The 23,585-nt window shown below is 35.0% G+C and carries 22 protein-coding genes, 1 other RNA gene, 2 pseudogenes and 1 riboswitch; of the genes and pseudogenes, 7 read left to right on the plus strand and 18 right to left on the minus strand.

The features are described 5' to 3' along the window. Positions 1 to 36: 36 nt before the first annotated feature. Both gcvH and C1H58_RS00915 read right to left on the minus strand, forming a co-directional pair. Positions 37 to 417: a glycine cleavage system protein GcvH gene (gcvH, locus tag C1H58_RS00910; protein ID WP_050345917.1), complete on the minus strand. Its 381-nt coding sequence runs from the start codon at positions 415 to 417 to the stop codon at positions 37 to 39. Positions 418 to 488: 71 nt separating this feature from the next. Beyond that, positions 489 to 845, minus strand: coding sequence for an arsenate reductase family protein (locus C1H58_RS00915; RefSeq protein WP_050345918.1), 357 nt, complete (start codon positions 843 to 845; stop codon positions 489 to 491). A gap of 297 nt (positions 846 to 1,142) precedes the next feature. Here C1H58_RS00915 and C1H58_RS00920 point away from each other — a divergent pair, with 297 nt between their 5' ends. Continuing rightward, positions 1,143 to 1,463, plus strand: coding sequence for a thioredoxin family protein (locus C1H58_RS00920; RefSeq protein ID WP_165545025.1), 321 nt, complete (start codon positions 1,143 to 1,145; stop codon positions 1,461 to 1,463). Positions 1,464 to 1,598: 135 nt separating this feature from the next. Here C1H58_RS00920 and C1H58_RS00925 read toward each other — a convergent pair whose 3' ends face one another. The 3 genes from C1H58_RS00925 to C1H58_RS00935 are packed head-to-tail and all read right to left on the minus strand — an operon-like array spanning position 1,599 to position 3,957. Continuing rightward, positions 1,599 to 2,147: a nitroreductase family protein gene (locus C1H58_RS00925; RefSeq protein WP_103356656.1), complete on the minus strand. Its 549-nt coding sequence runs from the start codon at positions 2,145 to 2,147 to the stop codon at positions 1,599 to 1,601. A 52-nt stretch (positions 2,148 to 2,199) separates the two neighbouring features. After that, positions 2,200 to 2,931 carry a type I 3-dehydroquinate dehydratase gene (gene aroD / locus C1H58_RS00930; RefSeq protein ID WP_165545026.1) on the minus strand — a complete coding sequence of 244 codons (732 nt, stop codon included), beginning with the start codon at positions 2,929 to 2,931 and terminating at the stop codon, positions 2,200 to 2,202. Between the two features lie 21 nt (positions 2,932 to 2,952). Then, positions 2,953 to 3,957, minus strand: coding sequence for a D-2-hydroxyacid dehydrogenase (locus C1H58_RS00935; RefSeq protein ID WP_165545027.1), 1,005 nt, complete (start codon positions 3,955 to 3,957; stop codon positions 2,953 to 2,955). Between the two features lie 140 nt (positions 3,958 to 4,097). On the opposite strand from C1H58_RS00935, the gene C1H58_RS00940 reads away from it, so the two are divergent. Together C1H58_RS00940 and C1H58_RS00945 are read left to right on the plus strand one after the other, a co-directional pair. Continuing rightward, a complete protein-coding gene (locus C1H58_RS00940; RefSeq protein ID WP_165545028.1) occupies positions 4,098 to 4,517 on the plus strand; it encodes an organic hydroperoxide resistance protein in 420 nt (139 codons plus the stop codon). A 375-nt stretch (positions 4,518 to 4,892) separates the two neighbouring features. Continuing rightward, a complete protein-coding gene (locus C1H58_RS00945) occupies positions 4,893 to 5,396 on the plus strand; it encodes a GNAT family N-acetyltransferase (protein WP_165545029.1) in 504 nt (167 codons plus the stop codon). A gap of 204 nt (positions 5,397 to 5,600) precedes the next feature. Here the strand turns inward: C1H58_RS00945 and C1H58_RS00950 are convergent, their stop codons facing one another. After that, complete coding sequence (locus tag C1H58_RS00950; RefSeq protein ID WP_165545030.1) at positions 5,601 to 6,815, minus strand: serine hydrolase; 1,215 nt, start codon at positions 6,813 to 6,815, stop codon at positions 5,601 to 5,603. A gap of 848 nt (positions 6,816 to 7,663) precedes the next feature. Continuing rightward, a riboswitch (SAM riboswitch) is annotated at positions 7,664 to 7,776 on the plus strand. Between the two features lie 65 nt (positions 7,777 to 7,841). Between C1H58_RS00950 and C1H58_RS00955 the strand changes: the two genes are divergently transcribed. Next, entirely contained in the window at positions 7,842 to 9,206 is a 1,365-nt protein-coding gene (locus tag C1H58_RS00955; protein ID WP_165545031.1) for an LLM class flavin-dependent oxidoreductase, read from the plus strand. 39 nt (positions 9,207 to 9,245) lie between these two features. Beyond that, positions 9,246 to 10,502: an MFS transporter gene (locus tag C1H58_RS00960; RefSeq protein WP_165545032.1), complete on the plus strand. Its 1,257-nt coding sequence runs from the start codon at positions 9,246 to 9,248 to the stop codon at positions 10,500 to 10,502. Between the two features lie 291 nt (positions 10,503 to 10,793). On the opposite strand, the pseudogene C1H58_RS12515 reads toward C1H58_RS00960, so the two are convergent. Both C1H58_RS12515 and C1H58_RS00970 read right to left on the minus strand, forming a co-directional pair. Continuing rightward, positions 10,794 to 11,405: pseudogene (locus C1H58_RS12515) on the minus strand (DUF3885 domain-containing protein). A 105-nt stretch (positions 11,406 to 11,510) separates the two neighbouring features. Continuing rightward, positions 11,511 to 12,734, minus strand: a complete 1,224-nt coding sequence (locus C1H58_RS00970) for an MFS transporter (protein ID WP_165545033.1) — start codon at positions 12,732 to 12,734, stop codon at positions 11,511 to 11,513. A gap of 228 nt (positions 12,735 to 12,962) precedes the next feature. Here C1H58_RS00970 and C1H58_RS00975 point away from each other — a divergent pair. Continuing rightward, positions 12,963 to 13,070: pseudogene (locus C1H58_RS00975) on the plus strand (tyrosine-type recombinase/integrase); the annotation flags it as partial. Between the two features lie 11 nt (positions 13,071 to 13,081). Next, positions 13,082 to 13,297 carry a hypothetical protein gene (locus tag C1H58_RS00980; RefSeq protein WP_165545034.1) on the plus strand — a complete coding sequence of 72 codons (216 nt, stop codon included), beginning with the start codon at positions 13,082 to 13,084 and terminating at the stop codon, positions 13,295 to 13,297. 104 nt (positions 13,298 to 13,401) lie between these two features. On the opposite strand, the gene ssrA is transcribed toward C1H58_RS00980, so the two are convergent. The 10 genes from ssrA to C1H58_RS12290 all read right to left on the minus strand — a co-directional run bounded on the left by ssrA (position 13,402) and on the right by C1H58_RS12290 (position 23,532). Continuing rightward, positions 13,402 to 13,761, minus strand: a transfer-messenger RNA (tmRNA) gene (gene ssrA / locus C1H58_RS00985). Positions 13,762 to 13,834: 73 nt separating this feature from the next. Continuing rightward, positions 13,835 to 14,299, minus strand: a complete 465-nt coding sequence (smpB, locus tag C1H58_RS00990) for an SsrA-binding protein SmpB (protein WP_016424549.1) — start codon at positions 14,297 to 14,299, stop codon at positions 13,835 to 13,837. A 15-nt stretch (positions 14,300 to 14,314) separates the two neighbouring features. Beyond that, a complete protein-coding gene (rnr, locus tag C1H58_RS00995; RefSeq protein ID WP_165545035.1) occupies positions 14,315 to 16,669 on the minus strand; it encodes a ribonuclease R in 2,355 nt (784 codons plus the stop codon). Between the two features lie 83 nt (positions 16,670 to 16,752). After that, entirely contained in the window at positions 16,753 to 17,493 is a 741-nt protein-coding gene (locus C1H58_RS01000) for an alpha/beta hydrolase (protein ID WP_165545036.1), read from the minus strand. A 97-nt stretch (positions 17,494 to 17,590) separates the two neighbouring features. Next, positions 17,591 to 17,824 carry a preprotein translocase subunit SecG gene (secG, locus tag C1H58_RS01005; RefSeq protein ID WP_016424546.1) on the minus strand — a complete coding sequence of 78 codons (234 nt, stop codon included), beginning with the start codon at positions 17,822 to 17,824 and terminating at the stop codon, positions 17,591 to 17,593. A gap of 68 nt (positions 17,825 to 17,892) precedes the next feature. Next, positions 17,893 to 18,360 (minus strand): hypothetical protein, encoded by a 468-nt coding sequence (locus tag C1H58_RS01010; RefSeq protein ID WP_103356539.1) that lies wholly within the window; start codon positions 18,358 to 18,360, stop codon positions 17,893 to 17,895. A gap of 209 nt (positions 18,361 to 18,569) precedes the next feature. Then, a complete protein-coding gene (gene eno / locus C1H58_RS01015) occupies positions 18,570 to 19,874 on the minus strand; it encodes a surface-displayed alpha-enolase (protein WP_060830257.1) in 1,305 nt (434 codons plus the stop codon). Between the two features lie 128 nt (positions 19,875 to 20,002). Continuing rightward, entirely contained in the window at positions 20,003 to 21,523 is a 1,521-nt protein-coding gene (gene gpmI / locus C1H58_RS01020) for a 2,3-bisphosphoglycerate-independent phosphoglycerate mutase (RefSeq protein WP_165545037.1), read from the minus strand. Positions 21,524 to 21,525: 2 nt separating this feature from the next. Then, positions 21,526 to 22,287 (minus strand): triose-phosphate isomerase, encoded by a 762-nt coding sequence (gene tpiA / locus C1H58_RS12285; protein ID WP_050345939.1) that lies wholly within the window; start codon positions 22,285 to 22,287, stop codon positions 21,526 to 21,528. Between the two features lie 54 nt (positions 22,288 to 22,341). Next, the gene (locus tag C1H58_RS12290; RefSeq protein WP_165545038.1) at positions 22,342 to 23,532 is read right to left on the minus strand and encodes a phosphoglycerate kinase; all 1,191 of its coding nucleotides are present in this window, start codon (positions 23,530 to 23,532) and stop codon (positions 22,342 to 22,344) included. Between the last annotated feature and the right edge of the window lie 53 nt (positions 23,533 to 23,585).

Genomic DNA, 23,585 nt, shown 5'->3' on the forward strand with positions numbered 1-23,585 from the left:
TGATAATCAGATTACCGAGGAGTCTTTATGCGGGCATTATTCACCAATCATTTGTTCATAATCAGCTGCACTTAATAATGCATCTAATTGGCTTTCATCGCTTAATTCAACTTTTACCATCCAAGCTTTTTCATAAGGTGATTCGTTAACCGCTTCAGGTTCGTCTTCTAAACCTTCATTCACTTCGATGACTTTTCCTGATACAGGAGAATACAATTCAGAAACAGTTTTAACTGATTCCACACTTCCGAAAGTTTCACCTTCAGTAAGTTCATCTTCTGCTTCTGGAAGCTCTACAAAGACAATATCACCTAATTCGCTTTGCGCAAAATCTGTAATTCCAATTGTCGCTGTTTGACCTTCAACTTTTACCCATTCGTGTTCTTTAGAATATTTTAATTCGCTTGGCACTGCCACGTTAATCCCCTCCTATAATGTTTACAATTACAATTTTATCATGACATATTGGAACGGTTCTATCAACTATTTTATGATAGCCAAGTATTGCGATAGACCTCTTCATTAAAGCCGACTGTCACTTTATCACCTAAGATTGCTAATGGTCGCTTTACTAACATGCCATCAGAAGCAAGTAAACTTATTTTTTCGTCTTCATTCATATTTTCTAGTTTGTCTTTAAGATTTAACGCTCTGTATTTTGCGCCATGTGTATTAAAGAACTTTTTAATATCCAAGCCTGATTTTTCTATAATTTGACGAAACTCTTTTTCTGTCGGTGTGTGCTGTACAATATCGATAGGCTCATAGCTCACCCCATGATCAGATAAAAATTTCGCTGCTTTTTTACATGTTGTACAATTTGGATAATGATAAAATTTGATCATGCCTTTGACCTCCTTATTCCAATTAATTTTAATATATCAAATTATTAATTAAAATGCTTGTTTTTTTCAAAAAAATCATTGCCATATTGTTTTATATTGAATATATAGATGGGCGGAATATCGAATGGTTTCACAAGACGCCATCTGCTTCCATTGCTTTATGCTCTATATCAAAAATGTTAAATATTAGGAGATGCACGACCTTAGCCTTTGTTTATCAATGAATCACATAGATGACTTCATCTATGAAATCCGTTATAATGTCGTTACGTAATAGATATAAAGGAGATGTTTTAGATGCAACGCATTACTCACATGGAATCATTCAATCAAATCATCCAAAGTAAACAACCTGTTATTATTAAATTTGAAGCTGGCTGGTGTCCAGACTGTAAAGCGATGGATATGTGGATTGATCCAATTATTGAAAAATACAATCAATATGATTGGTATTCTGTTGATCGTGATGAGCTTGATCAAGCGGTGGAAAAATACGAAGTTATGGGTATTCCAAGTATTTTAATCTTTAAAGATGGCCAAAAATTACACCACTTACACTCTGCTAATGCAAAATCACCTGAACAAGTTGAAAACTATTTAGCTGAAAGCTTAGGCTAATCATTTGAGGGGCTAGGACGAGATGATGTCCTAGCCCCTCTATTTATCTATGCACGCAAATATGTTATCCCTTATCTACTTAGAGTTGCGTTTAATGGAACGCTTTCGGTGATCCAATCCAAACAACGTTTTGGACTAAATATACTCTGTTAATATTCCTCTATTTTTGCGTTCTACTTTTGGAAAATCTGCCTCATCTTTTAAATCTGTTAAATAAATAAATCCAACAAGTTTTTCATCTGGTGCCACGCCAAAGATGGTTCTGATTTTGGGTTTAAAAATATAATCCGGTGTTTTCCAACATGTTCCGATGCCTTTTTCATACAATAACAACAATAGATTTTGTGCGAAAGCGCCAATAGCTAAATAGTTCTCATTTTCTTCTCTCTGTCTCGCATCACATGTCATAATGAGCGCTAAAAATCCTCCCAAATTTGTAACGGCCTCATAATGACTTTCTTGCTTCTCTTTATCTTTTGGGAATGCATATCTTGATATTTCTCGGCTCATTTCGCCTAATTTATTTTTAGGCACGTAGACAACGCGCCACGGTTCGCGCATACCATGATTAGGTGCGTCAGCCGCTTCTAATATTGCTTCTTTCAACGCAGATTCATCAATATACATATCCCTTTTGAACTTCTTAATACTTCTTCTTGAACTAATTGCTTCACGAAGCTCCATCTCTATCTACCCCTTAAAATGATAATCATTATCAATTATAAACGAGAGTCTTTTAACTTTCAAATAAACTGTACAATGGAAGTACTTCTGCTAATTGTTTAACATGAAGTTGGCCGGGAGCTACCCCTTCTTCCAATGCACCGTATGAAAGTGCCCCACCAAAAGTGTTTTGGGCAGTTCGTGAAATCAAACCTAATTGCGACATTGAAATCCCTGTTATCCACTGTTGTAAGGCGTCGCTCGATTCAGAAAGGGCTTGTAATAGCACTAACACATCTTGTGTCGTTCTCGGCATGACTGCAATTTTTAAATGATTGGCTCCTAGTTGAGACATGTGATAGTAGGTTTTTTTCAAAACTTCTATCGGCGGTGTTTCTTCAAAATTATGGTAAGAGGCAATCGAAACCATTCCAGCTTGATGAATTTGTGATACAATCTCCCCTCGCTCTTGTTGATCATGCGCCCATTCAACATCAATTAAATCAATTTCTTTTAATTGTGTTAATCCGCGCAACAGCTTAAAGTAGTCTTCCTTTTCGTAATGCCCTTCTCCACCTTGACTTTGTGTACGATAAGTCACTAAGATTTCGAACGGCTTAGTTGGATAGTTTTCTAAAATTTGGTCGATAAGTTGTTCTACAACAATGGTGCGACATTCTGCTAAGGCGTCAATTCGCAATTCAAGAATGTCAAAAAAAGCAGCATTTTGTTGAATCAATGCGCGTTGTTCATCCGATAACTGCTTTTGACGTGGCATAAAACTTGCTACAATTTGTGTTTTCAATGATGATTCACCTTTTCTCATTTATGGATTGACAATATTTACAGCTTGACCTGTCGTAATAAATGATAAAACATCTTCTAGTGGGATATCCACTAAATTTTTAACAGCTTCATCCGTATAGAATGCAACGTGTGGAGAAACCAACACATTTTCGTGTTCTAACAACGTTTGTAATACTGGATCATCTAATTTTTTATTTCCCCAATCATGTCTAAAATATGCCCCTTCATTCTCATAGGTATCGATTGCCGCACTTGCAACAATCCCTTCGTCTAAACTTTTAAGGAGTGCTTGTGTATCCAACACGCTACCACGGGCAGCATTAATGATAATAAGGCCTGGTTGTGCTTGACGTAGTACTGCCTCATTAATCAAATAATGGTTTTCTTTTGAACCAGGAATATGTAATGTTAATACATCTACTTTTGAAACGAGTTCTTCCAAGCTATCCACATATGTCACAACATCCCTCAAATCATCATCAGGAAGTAAGTCATAAGCTAAAACCTCTGATCCAAAACCACTAAAAATTTTAGCAGCGCGGCGACCAATACGCCCGGTACCTAAGACCCCAATTTTTAGCGATTCAATGGTACGCCCCTGTAGATTTAAATTCCAAGTAAAGTCTTGTGCCACAATATTTTTATCAATTTGTGGTGTGTGACGTACTAATTCTAATGTACGTGTAACCGCAAATTCAGCAATGGATTGAGGAGAATAGCTTGGCACATTGGAAATTTTAACGCCGTATTGGTTAGCAACTTCTAAATCAAATTGATCATAACCCGCTGAACGCTGTGCGATATGATGAATCCCTTTATCTACCAATCGCTCGTAATAAGCACTATTAAATGATGTTGTTTGCGAAATTGTCACCCCATCGACATCATCTAATGTTTCAAGTTGCTGTTCATTTAAAGGAGACGCTGTTAATTCTACTTCAACTGTCCCTTTATGCGCTTCAATCCATTGTTGAAGTGCTGGTAATTCATCTTCTCTAACATCAAATACTTTAATTTTTGTCATATTAATCCCTCCTGAAGTTGTCAGTCATTTCTGAATATACTCACTATAGCGTATCACTGCCTTTTTGAAAAGATGTGATGATTAAAAAACAAGTAAATGGGTAAAGATTGAAAGATACGTATTTAAGGGAGGAATCATTGATGTCAACAATTTATGAAACAACTGCAACCAATACAGGTGGTCGTAAAGGTCACGTACAAACAGACGATAAAAAATTGGAATTTGACCTAGCACCTCCTGATAACGCTAAAGAAAATGAGACAAACCCTGAACAACTTTTCGCAACAGGTTACGCTTCATGTTTCAACGGTGCTTTTGATTTAATCTTAAAACGAAACGGTTTTCGTAAAGCAGAACCCGTTGTCGATTTAACAGTTAAACTTCAAGAAGATCCTGACAGTGAAAGTCCTAAATTAGCCGTTGATATACGTGCTAAAGTTAAAAACATCTCACAAGAAGATGCTGAAAAATCACTAGAAGAAGCACATGCCTTTTGCCCTTATTCAAAAGCTACAAAAGGCAACATTGATGTAACACTTAATGTAGAAGTTGTTGAATAAATAAATCTAAATAAAAAAGCGATGGAACAACGGATTTGATTTTCGTGTTTCATCGCTTTTTATATTTCTAATTCATAGGCTAGATACTTTTGATCGTATGTCTTCATTTTAATCATAGCTTTGAACCTTATTTGCACTTCCACCTCTCGCTAACCCCTCTTAAATTTTAAATCCTTTCATTGTCAGTTGAGTCAATTCATCACAATTAAAAAAATTAATTCTATTACATTTTAACGATACAAAGCAATAAAATCACATCAATTTATATATCAAATATATAAAATCTATAAAACCTAAAATAACATTGAAATTTTAAATGTTATTTACTATGATTGTAATTGAAGAAATTTTTAAACAAGAAGCGGGAGGTTGCCTATGATTAAAATATTAACCGATAATGATGCCAGCCAATTTAAACAACTCATGACTGAAGCTTACCAGAATGATCCACTCACTTTTTTACACGAATTTAACACCCCTCCTGAAATTACAGACGAAGAAATCCACAATCTTCTCAACCCTGAAAATCATAATACGAATCTCGTTTTCGGTGCTTTTCAAGATGAAACGCTCGTTGGATTTTTACAACTTTACCATAGCCAGCACATCACTAAAAAACACAAAGCCCTTATCCAAAGTTTATATGTCACACCTCAATATCGCGATGAATCGCTAGCCCATCAATTAATTGATGCCTTTATTCAATACGCCAAAAATCATGGCATAGAAAATATTATGGTATCTGTTGCATCAAATAATATTATAGCTAAAGTATTCTTTGATAAAATCGGTTTCGAATTTTTAGGCTTAGAAGAAAAAGCCAGAAAAATCAACAACCATTATATCGAGGAACATTGGCTAATTTACTATACGTGTTAACACATAATCATCTTTTACTCCCTTTCAATCACAATTTATACGTTTTTCCTCAATACACATCATGACTACATTTTAAAAGCCAAACTTGAATCATTCATATCAAAAGTATTACACGAAATCATTATCGATAGTGCGCCATGAAAATAGAAAAAGCATGAATGAGACAGAAATTCTTTTAATTTCATACTCTCATTCATGCTTTTTTTAATCATTCGTTGCAGCTACGGTTAAACCAGGATGATTCGTTACTTTATGCTGTTTTAAAATATTAAAATAAATATGCTTAATTTTAGCTTCGTTTAAGTTAGGTTTAGGGTTTTCATAATTTGTCGCTAAGACAACGATATAATGGTCATTAAAATATGTCGTAAAGGTTTGACCATAAAAAATACCATTAATTCGGTTATGGTCAGGATAAGTGTAAAAACCGTAACGATATTTTTCAGGATATCGTGTTGTCATTAACTCATGAAGATAGGGCTTTGTATCTTTTGATGGGAAAACTTTATTCATTTGAAGTTTTCTAACGAGCACCCCCATGTCATGTACTGACATATATAAATTACCTGCTCCATAATATTGATTCAAAAACATAGGCGGTTTAAATACTAGCGCATTTTTATTTAATTGATAGCCTTTCGCCATATCTTCTTTATAACGTACATCATTGTAAAATGCGCTATGTTTAAGTTGGAAAGGATTGCCGAAATATTTATAGTAATTTTCGGCATAAGTATGATGTGTCACTTCTTCAATCACTTTTGCGAGTACGAGGTAGTTTGCATCATTATAGAAGTGTTTGTGATAATGCTTCAGATCCACGCCTCTTTTTTGAATTGAATCGACAGCCTCGTCTAAATTTAGAATATCTTTAGAACCTTTGTACTTGTATAGACCACTACGATGTAACATCAAGTCTTTCAACGTAATTTTCGGTGTCGTTTCAAAATGAGATAAATATCGATCCACGTCATCATTAATATTAATTTTGTCATCTAATTCGAGTTTTTTAACCATCATTCCTGTTAAAAACTTTTGAGCTGAACCAATCAAGTAAAGAGTATTTGGATCATTCGGTTTCCCGTTCTCTAAATCTTGAAATCCATAGCCTTTGTTCATCTTTAACTTACCATTTTCAAAAACAGCGATAGAACCGTTGAATTGCACATTTTTTAAATACTGGTCAATTTGGTTATAATTCAGATTCTTTTGATCAAGTACCGTTTTTAAGCGGGGAATATAATCCGTATTCTCAACGCTATTTTTCTTTTTCTCTTGCTGACTCGCTTGAAAATTTGTCAGTTCTTGTTCATGCTGCTTTTTAAAATAACGGTATAAACTCAAACTGCCTATTAATATGACTAATGCAACAAAACAAACGAATACGTTCACTAATAATGATTTGTTTTTTTTATTCACTCTCGTTTTACTCCTCTTATAATCATTAGACAAGTTCCAGATTTAAACAGCATCGATTGCAGTTATGATAAGCCTGTCTCAATCTAGAACTTGGTATTCGGTCACTGTTCAATAAGAGAAAGTGAACATCTCCCATCATTGAGCTATGACTGGACAATATAGAGTTTACCACGAAGATAATACTTTGCAAAAATATTTTATGATTTTATTGTCCACTATGATTATTTTACACATTAAAAGCTTTATAAATCTGAAGTATTAATGCCTAAAAAATGATAAACTTTTAGGAAGCGCATTGAGTGAATGAACCTAACTTTATATACATTATTATTTCAAAGTATATGCAATAGCATTTTTATCTATTTAAAATAAAAAGGCTGAGACAATTTTTTCTGCCTCAGCCTTAACCATTTAGTTTCTTGGTTCACCGTGTACAAGGATGCTACTTAATAAGTCAAACACTTTTTTGATAAAACCGAAAATGTCAGCCATTTTTTTCATCTCCTTTTATTTAATTACATTTTTATTGTAATGCCTCTTTCTAAAAATTTGTTACTTTTTGCGTAAATGATTTATTTTAATTCCTAAGTGTAATAAATTTTCATTTATGTTTAATAGCTTAATATTATTTTTACTATACATTTACATTATTTTAAAATGCAATACAGTTTATGTAAAACCCTCCTATACATAATTCATTTCAAATTTATGTATAAATGCTTTAACTTCTATTTCAATTTTTATAATCTTTAGCATTTAATATTCATAGTAATTTTATAAGTATAGTTGACTTTTTGGAAAGCACTCGCTGAAATACAAAATATATTATTTTCAGAAAATTCATATAAGGATTGTCCAGAGAAGCGGAGGGACGGGTCCTATGAAGCTTCGGCAACAGGCTACGGTACTGTGCCAATTCCAGTAACTGATACGCGTTTTCGTATCGGTTAGAAGATAAGATTTCATGGCAATACTTCTTATCTTTGCAAAAAGAAGTATTGCTTTTTATTTTTAGGGGGTCTATTTATGTCAAAGAAACAAATACATTTAAACGGTTTTGTCCAACAGTCTCCATCTCCGCATTCCATAGGTTTATGGAAACACGAAAAAGATAAAGTGCATCTTCATGGAGGTATTGAATATTGGACGCATCTTGCGCAAACACTCGAAAAAGGAAAGTTTGATACCCTTTTTATGGCTGACGTTTTAGGGACTTATAGTGCTTATGAAAATTCTCATAGGACTGCCACAGAATATGCAGTTCAATTTCCTGCTTATGATCCTATAGCAGCGATTTCAGCAATGGCAACAGTTACGAAGCACCTCGGTTTTGCACCTACCGTATCAACAACATACGCAAAACCTTACCAATTAGTGCGACAACTCTCTACACTAGATCACTTATCTAAAGGACGCATCGGGTGGAATGTCGTTACCTCTTTTTTAGAAAGTGAGGCTGTCAACTTAGGTCTCACAGAGCGCTTGCCAAAAGAAACACGCTATGATCGTGCGGATGAATTTTTAGAAGTCACTTACAAATTATGGGAAAAGAGTTGGGATGACCAAGCTATCGTCAGAGATATTGACAGCTATACATATACTGATCCTGATAAAGTTAACTTAATTCATCATAAAGGCAAGTTTTTCAATGTTCCAGGTCCTCACCTTGTTGATCCTTCACCACAACGAACACCTGTTATTTTTCAGGCAGGCGCTTCTTCACGAGGGCGTGATTTTGCAGCAAAACATGCAGAAGCCGTCTTTACGACTCAACACTCTTTAGATGCTTGTAAAGCTTATGTCGCAGATGTAAGAGCACGCGCAGAAAATTTCGGGCGTGATAAAAACTCATTGTTATTTTTACCGCTTATTATGCCAATTATTGGAGATACTGAAGAAGCAGCTGAAGAAAAACTTCAAGCATTGGTTGAACTGGTGAGTTATGAAGGAACCGCTGCTTTATTGAGTGGACATACCGGTATTGATTTCTCTCTATACCATCCAGATCAATATCTAGAAAGCATTGAAACTGGTGCGATTCAACATGCTATGGATAGGTATACTAAAGACCCAAATCGCAAATGGACGTTGCGAGAAGCAATTAAATTTCATGGCTTAGGGACAGGTCCAGTCCGCTTCGTAGGTACACCTGAAAAGATTGCAGATCAACTGGAAGAATGGATTCGTGTTGCTGATGTAGACGGATTTAATGTTGCACAAGCCTATTCTCCGGGCACACTTGAAGCGTTTGTTGAAAAAGTGGTTCCAGTCCTTCAAGAAAGAGGCATTTATCGACAAGATTATGAAGGAGAGACACTTCGAGAAAACCTATTTGGTCAAGGTGCAAAATACATTCGTGAAGATCATCCAGCACGTCAACTTTCAAATTAAAAAACTACTGTAATTTTATTTTATAAAGGGAGGGATTATATGAAAATTTCGGTCTCAAAGCTTGGATTTCCACCTTCATTGTTATGGGGCTACGTAGGTGTTTTAATATTTATGATGGAAGATGGTTTAGAAGCCGCATGGATTAGTCCCTATCTTATTGACCATGGATTGACACTACAACAAGCTGCCCATGTCACTACCTGCTACGGTGTGACCATAGCCATTGCATCATGGTTTTCTGGTGTGTTAGTTGAAATGTTTGGACCACGAAAAGTGATGCTGACAGGCACAGTTATCTATATCATTGGACAAATATTATTTATTAGTTGGGCTTTACCTTCTGAACACTATTTTTTGATGATTATTACCTATAATGTACGTGGATTTGGCTATCCTTTATTTGCATATGCTTTTCTCGTATGGATCACATATCGCTCACCTCAACACAAATTAGGAACCGCAGTCGGTTGGTTTTGGTTTGTATTTGTAGCAGGAATGTATGTTTTTGGTGCGTATTATTCATCTATAGCAATTAAAGTATTAGGGTATATTGGAACGTTATGGACCGCTTTAATTTGGGTCATTGTGGGTGCCCTGTTAGCAATTGTTGCTAACAAAGACATCTTTGTTAAAAATGAAAGTCATTCACATAAAAATAAATGGCAACAACTTTTAGAAGGCATCACAATCGTTGGACATGAGCCACGCGTCGTCGTTGCATTCTTAGTTCGTGTTATTAATTCTATAGCCACTTATGCTTTCCCTCTATTCTTACCTGTCTATTTGTCGGAAAAAGGAATCACAACGACCACTTGGCTGAAAATTTGGAGCACAATCTTCACTTCAAATGTTATATTTAATCTTATATTTGGTTGGATTGGAGATAAATTGGGCTGGCGTACCACGATTCGTTGGTTTGGGGGTGTCGGCTGTGCCTTATTCACCATCGGCTTATATTTTATACCTCAATGGTTCGGAGGAAATGTTATTCTTATCGCTATTATAGGTATACTTTGGGGAATTTGCCTTGCTGGGTTTGTCCCAATCAACGCTTTAACCCCTTCATTAGTTGGCGATAGTCATAAAGGTGCGGCTATGTCTCTATTAAATTTAGGTGCCGGTCTATGTGTATTTATAGGACCTGGTCTTGTAGGATTGTTACACGATACGATTGGAACACGAGGCCTGATGTGGTTAATAGCAGCTATTTATTTACGTTCCGCTTTTTTAGTTCACCTTTTAAAAACACCAGAAGAACGCAATATCATTACAAAAGAACATTACGCGGAAGGATAATTGACCACTTTGAAAAGAGTCAGCCAATAAAAATCATTCCAGCCGCTATTTCAAAATTAATACGCTATACTAAATAGGACTTGTGATGCAATCACAGGTCCTATTTTGATACAAAAGCGCGCAAGTAACTTTAAAATTAAAAGAATCTGATCACTCTTAATTAAGATAATAATGCGCTCATATTATATGAAATATACGAATTCCATTTGAATTTCAATATAAAAACCATCCCTTTTGAAGATAATATTGAAGCAAAGAAATACAAAACAGAATATATCCACTACGCAAATGTTAAACCCCTTCATTTTCAATTTCCAATATTAGATGATTATACTTTTTAGAAAATCGTACAAAGTCTTCATTATTATTAAAAGCTACCCAAAGACCTCTATCATCATATAAATGATAGAGTAAATTTTTAGTTCTATTTAATATATATATTTCAGAAAAATTATAATCTTGGTTTATATTTGGAACTAGTCCTTTAAAATCTTGATTGGCTATAGCCTTTAATAGCTTCCTATATTTAATATCCTTTATAGAACAATGATATGCAAACTCATCGCATAAAGCAGTATCGTCATTCACTTTTAATTATTCTTTAAAATAAGACAATTCTTCAATACTTAACGATGTGAATTTTTTTATAATATTATTTGTTTTTCTGTAAGGTGTGTTATAAGAATATACAACTTGAACTAACTTTATAGAATCAGTATGCGAAAATAAATCTTCAAAAATATTAATAGCATTTTCATGTACTGTTGAAAAATAAGCCTTATTTAAAGTGATACTATCGTCTAAAAATGGGTACTCTTTCTCACTTAAACTTAAATGAATTGTGTTTTGCAATTCCCAAAAGTTTAACTTCTTAATATCCAAATTGCCTTTATCAAAATACATAATGTTAATCACCTTATTAACTTCATTTTTTTTGATTACCCTAGCTGTTGTTAGTCTAACAGCACTCAACACCACTTTTTCTAAAAGAGTAAAACCCTTGCTACCTCACTTTAGAAGATTTAACTTTTCTATACGTTGAATATCTTTATCTAACAAGTAGAATAATGAGATTGCCATACTCAAAATTGCGATTAAAATAAAATTGATACTAATCGAATTAAAAACGTTAGGCAAAATACCACCTACCAGTGCACCAATCGGTATAAGAATACTCAAAAGTGTTTCATTTGTTGTAGCTACTCGACCAAGCATATTTTTTGGAGGTAAAATTTGAAAAGCATTAATAAATGAAAGATTGATAATACCGATAATAAAGTTTGATAAGAACAACAATATCGAACAAACAATGATACTATGTGTCCCAAATAAGTAAAGTATGAACCACACGATTGATAAAATCAAGAAGCTAAGAAATAACAACTTGTTAAATTTAAATTGCTTAATGACCTTTGGAGCTGCTAAAAATCCTATCATCATACCTAAACCATTAGCGAAAAGGATCACAGCATATATTTTACTATCATGACCATATGCTAGTGCCAATTTCGGATAAATAACTGTTACCGCTGATATTGAAAAATTAATGATAGATAAAGGGAGTAACAATTTAAGAATTTTCTTGTTAGAAACATATCGTAGCCCTTCCTTAAAATCTTCCATGTATTCTGCGATGAATGTTTTATATTGATCATTCGAATGACTGTTCTGGTGAGCTATGTTGACTTTTAATAGTTTAAACATAAAAAACGCGATTAGAAATACGAATATATTTAAGCTCATGAGATTTTGAATTAATATGACACTCAATAAAAAACCAATAAAACTATCTAGGATAATATTTAAACCTTTATAAGTAAGTTGAAATAATGAATTGTTCTTCATGATTTCATATTCATCTTTAGATATTTTAGGAATTAAAACACTCTCTGCTGGATAAATGAGAGATGAAAATATTAAAGACAAACTCAATAATATATACATCGTTATTAAACTCATGTGTCCACTATAAAACAACAATGCTAACAAAGTGACTAAAATAATTTGTATCATCGTACTTAGATATAGGATTTTTTTAATATGATATCTATCTAAAATCGGTCCTAAGAATATCATGCACACATCTATAATACCTACAATAGCGCCTATTATGCCTAAATATACGGGGTTATCATATTGAGTAGCAATATACCAAGTTAAGGAAATTAATATAATACTATCTCCAATATTTGTCGCAATTCTCCCTATAAGTAATTGATATATTGTTTTCATGATTTCACCCCCAAAACCTTTTATAAAATAAGATGTAGCAACGCTTAAAGTACAGTCATATTAGAAATTTAATTTATCTCTATTATAATCTAAAGTGTTATCATGAGAAATCCCATAGCTGATCACATTCCTTATTGATTCAACTTCGAGTACTGCTATTTTAAATTATTTAAGGTTACAATGAAATAATGATAAAAACCCAAAACAAACTATAGCTATGAAATACGTGTAGTGATTATAGCCCAAAGATTAGGTCATAGTGATACAACAGAAGTGTATAACCGATACGGTCACTTATATCCTAGTACGCAAAAAGAAGTAGTAAAATATTTGTAAGGAGTAGATATATGATTATTAACGATTGGAAACTTTATAATAATTCGAATCTAAACTTAATTTTTATAAATACTAAAGATAGTATCCTAGCTACTAGTGAAATGACACCAGCTTTTTGGGTTTACTTTGAAAATGATTTACAAAAAGAAGAAATAATAGAAATTAATCCAGAGTTATACGCAGAAATAAATAAAGATAATAAAACAATTAAACTGTTTGATAAATAAGCACCTTAAATATGGGTGTCTTTTTTATGTGTTAGGGCATATCTGGGGCAATATTTGTGCACTCAAAAATAAAAAGCCCATAACCACAAGGATTATAGACTAAAGTATGGAGACGGCGGGATTTGAACCCGCGTCCAAAGGTCCTGATACAAATGTTTCTACGTGTGTAGTCTATCCATGAAATTCACATCATGCAAGGCGATAGACAGCCAACATGATGCTAGTTTGATTGATCTCTTCTCGTCAGACTTCAAACGGCAGTGACGAGCGTATCCTACTAAAGTTGAATCACGTTAACAGCACATAGGCGATGCGGTTAGGTGATGCAGAGTGCAATTACGCAGCTACTGCTAAATTATTGTTAGTTTTGCCAGTTATTATAAACTGATGTGTTGATGACGGAGACAACCCTCCGACACGCTTCATGAGCTCTGGGGACCCCTGTCGAATCCATAAACGTCCCCGTATTTTTAAATGTGCTTTCTTTATACGAAAGCACATTATATCATATCAAAATTTTACAATCTTAGCAATGCTTTAATATTTTTGTTTCATCGCACGATCCATATCACGCTTCACAGCTTTTTCTTTTAAAGTTTGGCGTTTATCGTATTTTTTCTTACCTCTTGCAATACCAAGTAATACTTTACAATTTCCGTGCTTTAAATAGAGCTTGAGCGGAATAATCGAATATCCAATTTCACGTGTACGTTCACCGAGTTTAGTAATTTCACGCTTGTGCAACAATAATTTGCGTATACGTCTTGGGTCATGGTTGAAACGATTGCCTTCTTCATAAGGTGCGATATGCATATTGTGAAGAAAGATTTCACCGCGTTTAACTTGTGCATAGCTGTCCTTTAAATTCGCACTTCCACGACGTATCGACTTAATTTCAGTCCCTTGCAACACAATGCCCGCTTCAATCGTGTCTTCGATGTTATAATCATGACGTGCCTTACGATTTTCTGCTAATGTGCCTTTACCTGATTTTTTTGGCATTGGTTTCACCTCAAATTATTTTTTCTTTTTACGTGCTTTTTTCTTCACACTTTTCCCTTTATAAAAAGGTTGATGCTGTGTATTTCCAGATTTTTCACGACGGCGTGCGTTTTTTCCTTTACGCTGCTTCTGCTTTTTCTTTTTAGTTTTTTTCTTTTCAAACTGATTACCTTTTGTTTTTGCTTGTATCGTTTTACCGCGTGCTTTTTTATCTTTTTGTCGACCAAAATCAATAGGCATGCCTACAATTTGAAAATCAATTTGTCGTTCTTCCACATCTACATGAACTACTTTGACTTTTACAACATCACCAATTCGATAGACAGTCGCTTTTCTTTCACCGATAAGCGCCATTTGTCGCTCATCAAAATGATAATAGTCATCAGTCATATTTTGAACATTGATCATCCCTTCAATTGTGTTAGGGAGTTCAATAAACATACCAAAGTTTGCTACTGAACTAATGACACCTTCAAATTCATCACCAATATGTTGAATCATGTACTCTGCTTTTTTAAGTTCATCCGTATCACGTTCAGCATCGACCGCACGGCGTTCACGTTGTGATGTATGCTCAGCAATTTGAGGTAACTTTTCTTCCCATTCTTGTTTCGCTTTTCCATCCATCGACTTTTCAATAAGATATTTTCTAATCAATCGGTGTACGATTAAGTCTGGATAACGTCGTATAGGTGATGTAAAGTGTGTATAATAATCAGCTGCTAAACCAAAATGACCTAAATTTTCTGCGTCATAATGCGCTTGTTGCATTGAGCGAAGCATCATTGTGGATATGACCATATCTTCTGGTCTTCCAGCAATTTCTTCACTAATACTTTGTAAAGTACTTGGATGAATATCTTCTCCTGTTCCTTGAATCATGATGCCAAAATTCGTAATAAAGTCAAAAAATTGGCGTAATCGCTCTGATTTTGGTTGTTCATGAACACGGTAAATAAATGGAACTTCCATCTTACTAAAATGTTCTGCTATCGTTTCATTGGCAATCAACATAAATGATTCAATCAGTCGCTCGCCTTCACCACGCTCACGTGTAACCACTTCTTTTGGAATACCTTCTTCATTGACTAAAACTTTAGCCTCTTTGATATCAAAATCTATTTCGCCACGTTTTTTACGCATATCGATTAATGTTTGAGATAAATTTTTAGCTAAATCTAACATTGGTACAAGCTCACGATATTTTTGGCGTGTTTCTGGATCTCTATCAGTAATGATACGATTCACAGCTTCATATGTCATTCTTGCATTAGAATGGATCACACTATCAAATATTTCGTGTTTGATGACTTTACCTTCGGGATTAATGACCATACGGCAACTCATCGCCAAACGATCAACATTTGGATTTAACGAACAAATTCCGTTACTTAATCGGTGTGGAATCATCGGTATAACACGATCCACTAAATACACACTTGTCGAACGATCATAAGCTTCTCGATCGAGCGCAGAACCTTCTTTGACGTAATAACTCACGTCAGCAATACTTACTGTTAATTCAATATTTCCATGATCTAATTTTTTGACTGCAATCGCATCATCTAAATCTTTCGCGTCTGCGCCATCAATAGTAATGGTTAAATCTTGACGCAAATCTTGTCGTCCTTCAAGTTCTGACGGTTGGATTGTTTCAGGAATGCGTTCTGCCTCTTTCAGCACATCATTTGGGAATTCTATCTCGATTCCATGTTGATAAATGATGGACAAAATATCTACGCCTGGATCATTTTTATGGCCTAAAATCGCTGATACTTGGCCTTCAGGATTATTAGTTCCATCAGAATACTTTGTAATTTGTACAAGAACTTTATGGCCATCAATCGCACCTAAATCCTGCCCTTTAGGAATAAAGATGTCTTGCATAATTCTTTTATCGTCAGGGACGACGAAACCAAAATGACGGGCTTCTGAGAATGTACCGACCACTTGTTTAATCGAATGTGATTCTATCGCCTTCACTTCACCTTCAAATTTTCCTTTACGGAAGTCGCCGCGAGATTTTTTTACTTCTACGATAACTGTATCGCCATCCATTGCTCTATTGATTTTTGTAGGCGGTATAAAGATATCTTCCATGTCCTCTTCTTCAGGTCTTAGAAACGCAAATCCTTTCTTATTTTGGCTTAATGTTCCTCTGACAATGCCTGGTTTAGGTCCGCGTTTTTGATAACGGTCTTGTTTTGTCCGTGTAACCATTCCTGATTGTTCTAACTCAACCAATATTTTTATGAGGTCACGAAATGAATCTGCACTATTTAATCCTAATGCATCTTGGAAGTCAGACACTGACATAGGTTCATAATCAGCGCTTTGGATAATTGTCTTAATCTCTTCTTTTAAATTCATCTTGCTCCTCCTTTCTATTTAAAATCTGATTTAAATGACTTTCTAACTTGTTACGTATTTAAAATTGACTGTTTTAATATGCACTATTCTGACCAATCTAATGTTTCTAAAAATGAATAAATTTCTTCAAACACAGCTTCTTTTTCTTTATCAATTGTAATGACATGGCCTGAATTTTGATACCATGATAAATGCTTATCATCAGAAATAGCTTCATTATATATGATATTAGCAGAATCCGGATTAATCATTTCATCGTTTTCTGATTGAATCACGAGTAACGGATCCATCACTTCATCTACAGCATCTCTGACTTCTTGCAATGTACCTTGGAGTTCTTTTAAAGTACTCGTCGGATGAAATGCTGCCATTTCTTTTTCTATCGTCTCTTCATCTTTTCCCTCATACTTTTTAAAGTTTCTAGCATATTCTAAAACACCTTCATACATTGCACCTTCTGTTTTAATGTACATCGGCGTACACATGGTTACAATACCCTTCACACTGCGATTTAAGCTTAATTTCAGCGCAAATACCCCACCTAATGATAAACCTGCTACAGCAATTTCATCGTAGCCTTGTTCTACTAAGTAATCATAACCATCCAGTGCATCTTTATACCACACATGCGGGCTTGATTTTAAAATTTCTTCTGGTGGCACTGCATGTCCCTCATAATGAGGCGCATAGGAAGTATAGCCTTTCTTTTGTAAAAAGCGGCCTAACTGGCGTACGTCTGAACTATTACCTGTAAAACCGTGTAATAATAACACAGCGCGTTTTCCTTCTTCAAAAAAGAAAGGCTTAGGTAGTTGAATTTTCATAATACAATCTCGTCCTTTCAAACACTCATATGATTCATTCTATCGATAAAAAATCGTACATACAAACAAAAAAGCCCGACTTTTCAACGGCCGGACTCTACATATTAAAGTAACTGATACCTAACATTAATACAAAGAAAATAATCGATAGTACAATTGTCAATCTATGCAAAAATAAATCTACACCACGTTGTTTTTGCTTACCGAATAACTGTTCAGCACCACCGCTGATTGCGCCTGATAAGCCGTTACTCTTACCTTCTTGTAATAAAACAACCGTGATGAGTGCGATACAGTCAATAATGAGTAATACTACAAAAAAGGTATGCATCAGACTGTCCTCCATTCATCATATACGGAAGCTATTTTACCATATTTACCGTATATTCACAATATAGTTTAACGATTAAATGTCGATTTACGCTTCACACTTACGGTAATCATCATTATCGCGAGAACTAAAGAACCTAAATTCACGACGAGATAAGGGACTAATGCGAAAAATCCTTTTACATGAAAAATCGCTGCATAAAGGATGGGTGGATTGAGTAGCGCGTTAAATAATTGAGAAATAAAGACTGCAAGCATAAACCACCATAAATAAGGATGTTGATTTTTAAGTGCAACGACACCCGCTGCATAGGCTAAAACATATAAAATGCCTATATAGCGTAAGCTGTTATTAATTGCATTGATGCTATTTTCTGTTGCCTTATTACCCGAATGTTCCAACATATACGTAATCACTTGACCATCAACAATAACAACCTGATGAATCACTAAGCAGACCGCAAATAAAAATGAAATATAACCTAATAATTTGCCGGTATGTTGTGCACGCATTTCAGAGTTTTGTAGTTGTGACATAAAAGACTCCTTCTTATACTTTTAATATTATTATATCAGTTTCAAAACACATTGAAAATCTAAGTCTTGGTCGAAATAAGACGAACACAACGATATCGATTTAAGCAGTCCACTTATTAAAGTTTTGAATGAAAAAACGAGAGGTTAAGCAACACGTTAGTGTTCCTCAACCTCTCAAATATCATTTAATTCATCTATTTAACTTAATATTATTTGTTTAAGTTATAGAATGATTTTAAACCTTCATATTTAGCTGCTTCATATAATTCATCTTCAATACGTAATAATTGATTGTATTTTGCGATACGATCTGTACGTGATAATGAACCTGTTTTGATTTGACCTGCATTTGTAGCTACTGCAATATCAGCAATTGTAGTGTCTTCAGTTTCACCTGAACGGTGTGATACAACAGCTGTATAACCAGCTTTTTGAGCCATTTCGATTGCTTCGAATGTTTCAGTTAATGTACCGATTTGGTTAACTTTGATCAAGATTGAGTTACCGATGTTTTGTTCAATACCTTTTGATAAAATTTCAGTATTTGTTACGAACAAGTCATCTCCAACTAATTGAACGCGATCGCCGATACGTTCTGTTAATAACTTCCAACCTTCCCAGTCGTTTTCATCCATACCATCTTCAATAGAAAGGATTGGATATTTATCAACAAGTTGTTCTAAGTAGTCAACTTGTTCTTCAGCTGTACGTTTTGCACCATTTTCGCCCTCGAATTTAGTGTAATCGTAAACACCATTTTCGTAGAATTCAGAAGAAGCACAGTCGAATCCAAGGTAAACATCTTTACCTGGTTCTAAACCAGCCGCTTTAATAGCTTCGATGATTGTTTCTACGCCATCTTCAGTACCTTCGAATTTAGGTGCGAATCCACCTTCATCACCTACTGCAGTCACTAAACCGCGTGATTTTAAGATTTTAGCCAATGCGTGGAACACTTCTGCGCCCCATCGTAATGCTTCTTTGAATGTTTCAGCACCTACTGGTAAAATCATGAACTCTTGGAATGCAATTGGTGCATCTGAATGAGAACCACCGTTTACAATGTTCATCATTGGTGTAGGTAATACAGTTGAATTGAATCCACCTAAATATTTGTACAATGGTTGACCTAAGAAGTCTGCAGCTGCACGTGCGACAGCAATTGAAACACCTAAAATTGCGTTTGCACCTAATTTACCTTTATTAGCAGTGCCATCTAATTGAATCATCATTTTATCGATTGAAACTTGTTCTAGTACTGAAAACTCACCTTCGATTAATTCTGGTGCAATAATTTCGTTTACGTTTTCAACGGCTTTTTCTACACCTTTACCTAAATAACGTGCTTTATCTCCATCACGTAATTCTACAGCTTCATGTTCACCAGTTGATGCACCTGAAGGTACGAGTGCGCGACCAAACGCACCACTTTCTGTTAAAACTTCAACCTCAACTGTAGGGTTACCGCGTGAGTCTAGTACTTCGCGAGCGTATACATCAGTAATAATTGGCATAATGTTAATCTCCTTTTTCAATCAATTTTATGATCTGTTCTTAATATTTTAAACAGACATTATTTTATCCAAAACAGGTTGGCTGTTCATTGTTATTATAACGAGTAATACTTATTTTTCAAAATGATTTAGTGTTCGATTAATGATTCACCAGTCATATCTTCTGGTTGTTCTAAGCCCATGATATCAAGTAATGTTGGCGCTAAGTCACCTAAGCGCCCTGTTGAACGCAAAGTATGACCTTCTTTAGTCAAGATTACTGGAACGGGGTTTGTTGTGTGTGTTGTCATCGGTTGATCATCATCTGTTAACACTTCATCAGAGTTACCATGGTCAGCAGTGATTAATGCATGACCACCCATGTCGATGATTTTATCAACGACTTCGCCGAGACATTCGTCTACAGCTTCGATTGCTTTAATAGTCGGTTCCAATTTACCACTGTGACCAACCATATCTGGGTTCGCAAAGTTTAAGATAATAAGGTCTAAATCACCTTTATCTAATTCTTCTAACAATGCATCGCGAACTTCATAAGCGCTCATTTCAGGTTTTAAATCATAAGTTGCAACTTTAGGTGAATTGATTAAACGACGACGCTCACCTTTGAATTCCTCGTTTTGACCCCCGTTCATAAAGTAAGTCACGTGAGGGTATTTTTCAGTTTCTGCAATTCTTAATTGCACTAAACCATTATCTTGAGCAACTTCACCGATTGTATTTTTCAAATCAACCTTTTCAAATACAATATGTGCATCAACTTGATCATTGTAGCCTGTAAATGTAGCAAAATATAAATCTTTAACTTGTTCAACCTCAAAACCATCAAAAGCTTTATTTGTAAAGATTTCTGAAAGCTGTCCAGCGCGGTCAGGTCTGAAGTTATAGAAAATTACTGCATCACCGTCATTTACACCGTTATTTTGATTTTCTACAGCAAAAGGTTCGATAAATTCATCTGTCAAATCGTTATCATAGTTTGCTTGAACCCCTTCGTGTGCTGAAGGATATTTAACGACATGATCAAATCCACGAATCGCATCATATGCTTTTTGTTCACGTTCCCAACGTTTATCACGGTCCATTGCGTAATAACGTCCAGAAACAGAAGCAAATTGACCAACACCAAGTTCTTTGAATTTATCTTCAGTTTCATCAATATATTTAAGTGCAGATTTTTGATCAACGTCACGACCATCTAAAAATGCATGCACGTAAACTTTTGTTAAACCTTTTCTTTTAGCAAGTTCTAAAATCGCATAAAGATGTTCGTAATGACTGTGCACACCACCATCAGAAAGTAGACCAAAAACATGTAATGCTGATTGATGATTCAACGCATGATCAATTGCACCGTTTAAAACACCATTGTCGAAAAAATCGCCTTCTTCAATAGATTTGTTAATACGTGTTAAACTTTGGTATACAATGCGTCCAGCACCGATATTCATATGTCCAACTTCTGAATTACCCATTTGGCCATCTGGAAGACCTACATCCAAACCACTCGCTTCAATTTGCGTTGTCGGATATTTTTCAAAATAGCGGTCAAAATTAGGCTTACTTGCTAATTTTACTGCATTACCATGGATTTCTTCACGATTTGCAAATCCGTCTAAAATAATAAGAGCTGTTGGCTTTTTGGCCATAATTATTTCGCACCTTCTAACAATTGAACATAGTCATCAACTTTCAATGATGCGCCACCTACAAGTGCGCCGTCGATATCTGATTCAGACATATATTCTTTAATGTTATTTGGTTTTACACTACCGCCATATTGAATACGTGCTGATTGTGCAACTTCATCACTTGTTAATTTTGCAATTGTTTGACGAACAGCTGCACACATTTCATTCGCATCTTTAGCAGTAGACGATTTACCTGTACCAATTGCCCAAATTGGTTCATATGCAATGACTACATCTTTAATTTGCTCATCTGATAAACCTTTTAAAGCTTTTTCTACTTGTGCTTCTACAACTTCATTTGCTTTGCCGTTTTCACGTTCTTCGTCTGTTTCACCTACACAAATAATAGGTGTCATGTTGTGATTAAATACAGCATGTGCTTTTTTATTTACATCTTCATCTGTTTCATGGAATAACTCACGTCGTTCAGAGTGACCAATAACGACATAGCTCACGCCTAGATCTTCTAAAGCAACAGGAGAAGTTTCACCTGTGAAAGCACCATTTTCTTCAAAATAAGTATTTTGTGCACCAATTTTAAGACCCGGTGCAACATTTTCTTTTGTTAAAGAAATTAATGCATCTAATTGAATTGTTGGGGCACAAATCACTGCCTCAACTTCATTTGTATCTGGTAATGCTGGTAGTTCTTTTACAAAATTTTTAGCTTCCTGCACCGTTTTATTCATCTTCCAGTTTCCAGCGATAATAGGTTTTCTCACTTCAGAACACTCCCTCTTAATTCTTAGTTTGCTTTCTATATTCACGCTTTAAAATTATTTATTCGCAATTGCTTTAATACCTGGTAGTTCTTTACCTTCTAAATATTCTAATGACGCACCGCCACCAGTTGAAATGTGTGTAAAGTCTTCTTCAAAACCAAGTTGCATTGCTGCAGCAGCTGAATCGCCACCACCAATTATTGTTGTTGCATCTTTAAGTTCTGCAATAGCTTCACATACACCAATTGTACCTTTAGCAAAGTTGCTAAATTCAAAAACACCCATTGGGCCGTTCCATACAACTGTATGTGCACCTGCAAGTTGTTTTTTGAATAACTCAACAGTTTTTGGTCCAATGTCCATTGCTTCTTGATCAGTAGGGATTTCATCGATAGATACAGTTGTAATTTGTGCATCGTTAGAAAATTCTTTTGCCACTTTACCGTCAATTGGTAATACAATTTGGTCACCTGCACGGTCTAATAAATCTTTGGCAAAATCAATTTTGTCTGCTTCAAGTAATGAAAGACCGATTTCTTTACCTTGTGCTTTTAAGAAAGTGTAGGCCATTCCGCCACCGATTAACACTTTATCTGCTATTTTTAATAAGTTTTCAATGACGCCGATTTTATCAGATACTTTAGCGCCACCTAATATTGCAACAACAGGTTTTTCAGGATTTTCAACAACGCCACCAATGAATTTGATTTCTTTTTCCATTAAGAAACCTGCAACAGCCTCAAGGTGTGTTGAGATTCCTACGTTAGAAGCATGCTCACGGTGTGCTGTACCGAAAGCGTCGTTTACGAAAATGTCACCTAAAGATGCCCAATATTTACCAAGTTCAGGATCATTTTTAGATTCTTTTTTACCATCTACATCTTCAAAGCGTGTGTTTTCAAACATTAAAACTTCGCCTTCGTTTAAGGCTTTAATGGCAGATTCTAATTTTTCTCCACGTGTTTCTGGAATAAATTGAACCTCTTTGTTTAGTTTTTCTGATAAACATTTCGCAACCGGCGCTAATGAGAGTTTCTCTTTATCACTTTCTTCTTTGACTTTACCTAAATGTGAGAAAACAACAATTTTCCCACCTTGTTCAATGATATATTTTAATGTCGGTAATGCCTGAACAATACGGTTATCGTTGGTAATTTCGCCGTCTTTCATTGGAACATTGAAATCTGCACGCACAAGTACAACTTTACCTTTTAACTCAACATCTGTTACATCCTTTTTTGCCATCGAGAATCCTCCTCATAAAAAGTCATGAATTTTAAAATAAGCGGAGAAGCGTT

This window comes from Staphylococcus sp. 191 (genome assembly GCF_011174885.1).
GTDB classification, from domain to species: Bacteria; Bacillota; Bacilli; order Staphylococcales; family Staphylococcaceae; genus Staphylococcus; species Staphylococcus coagulans.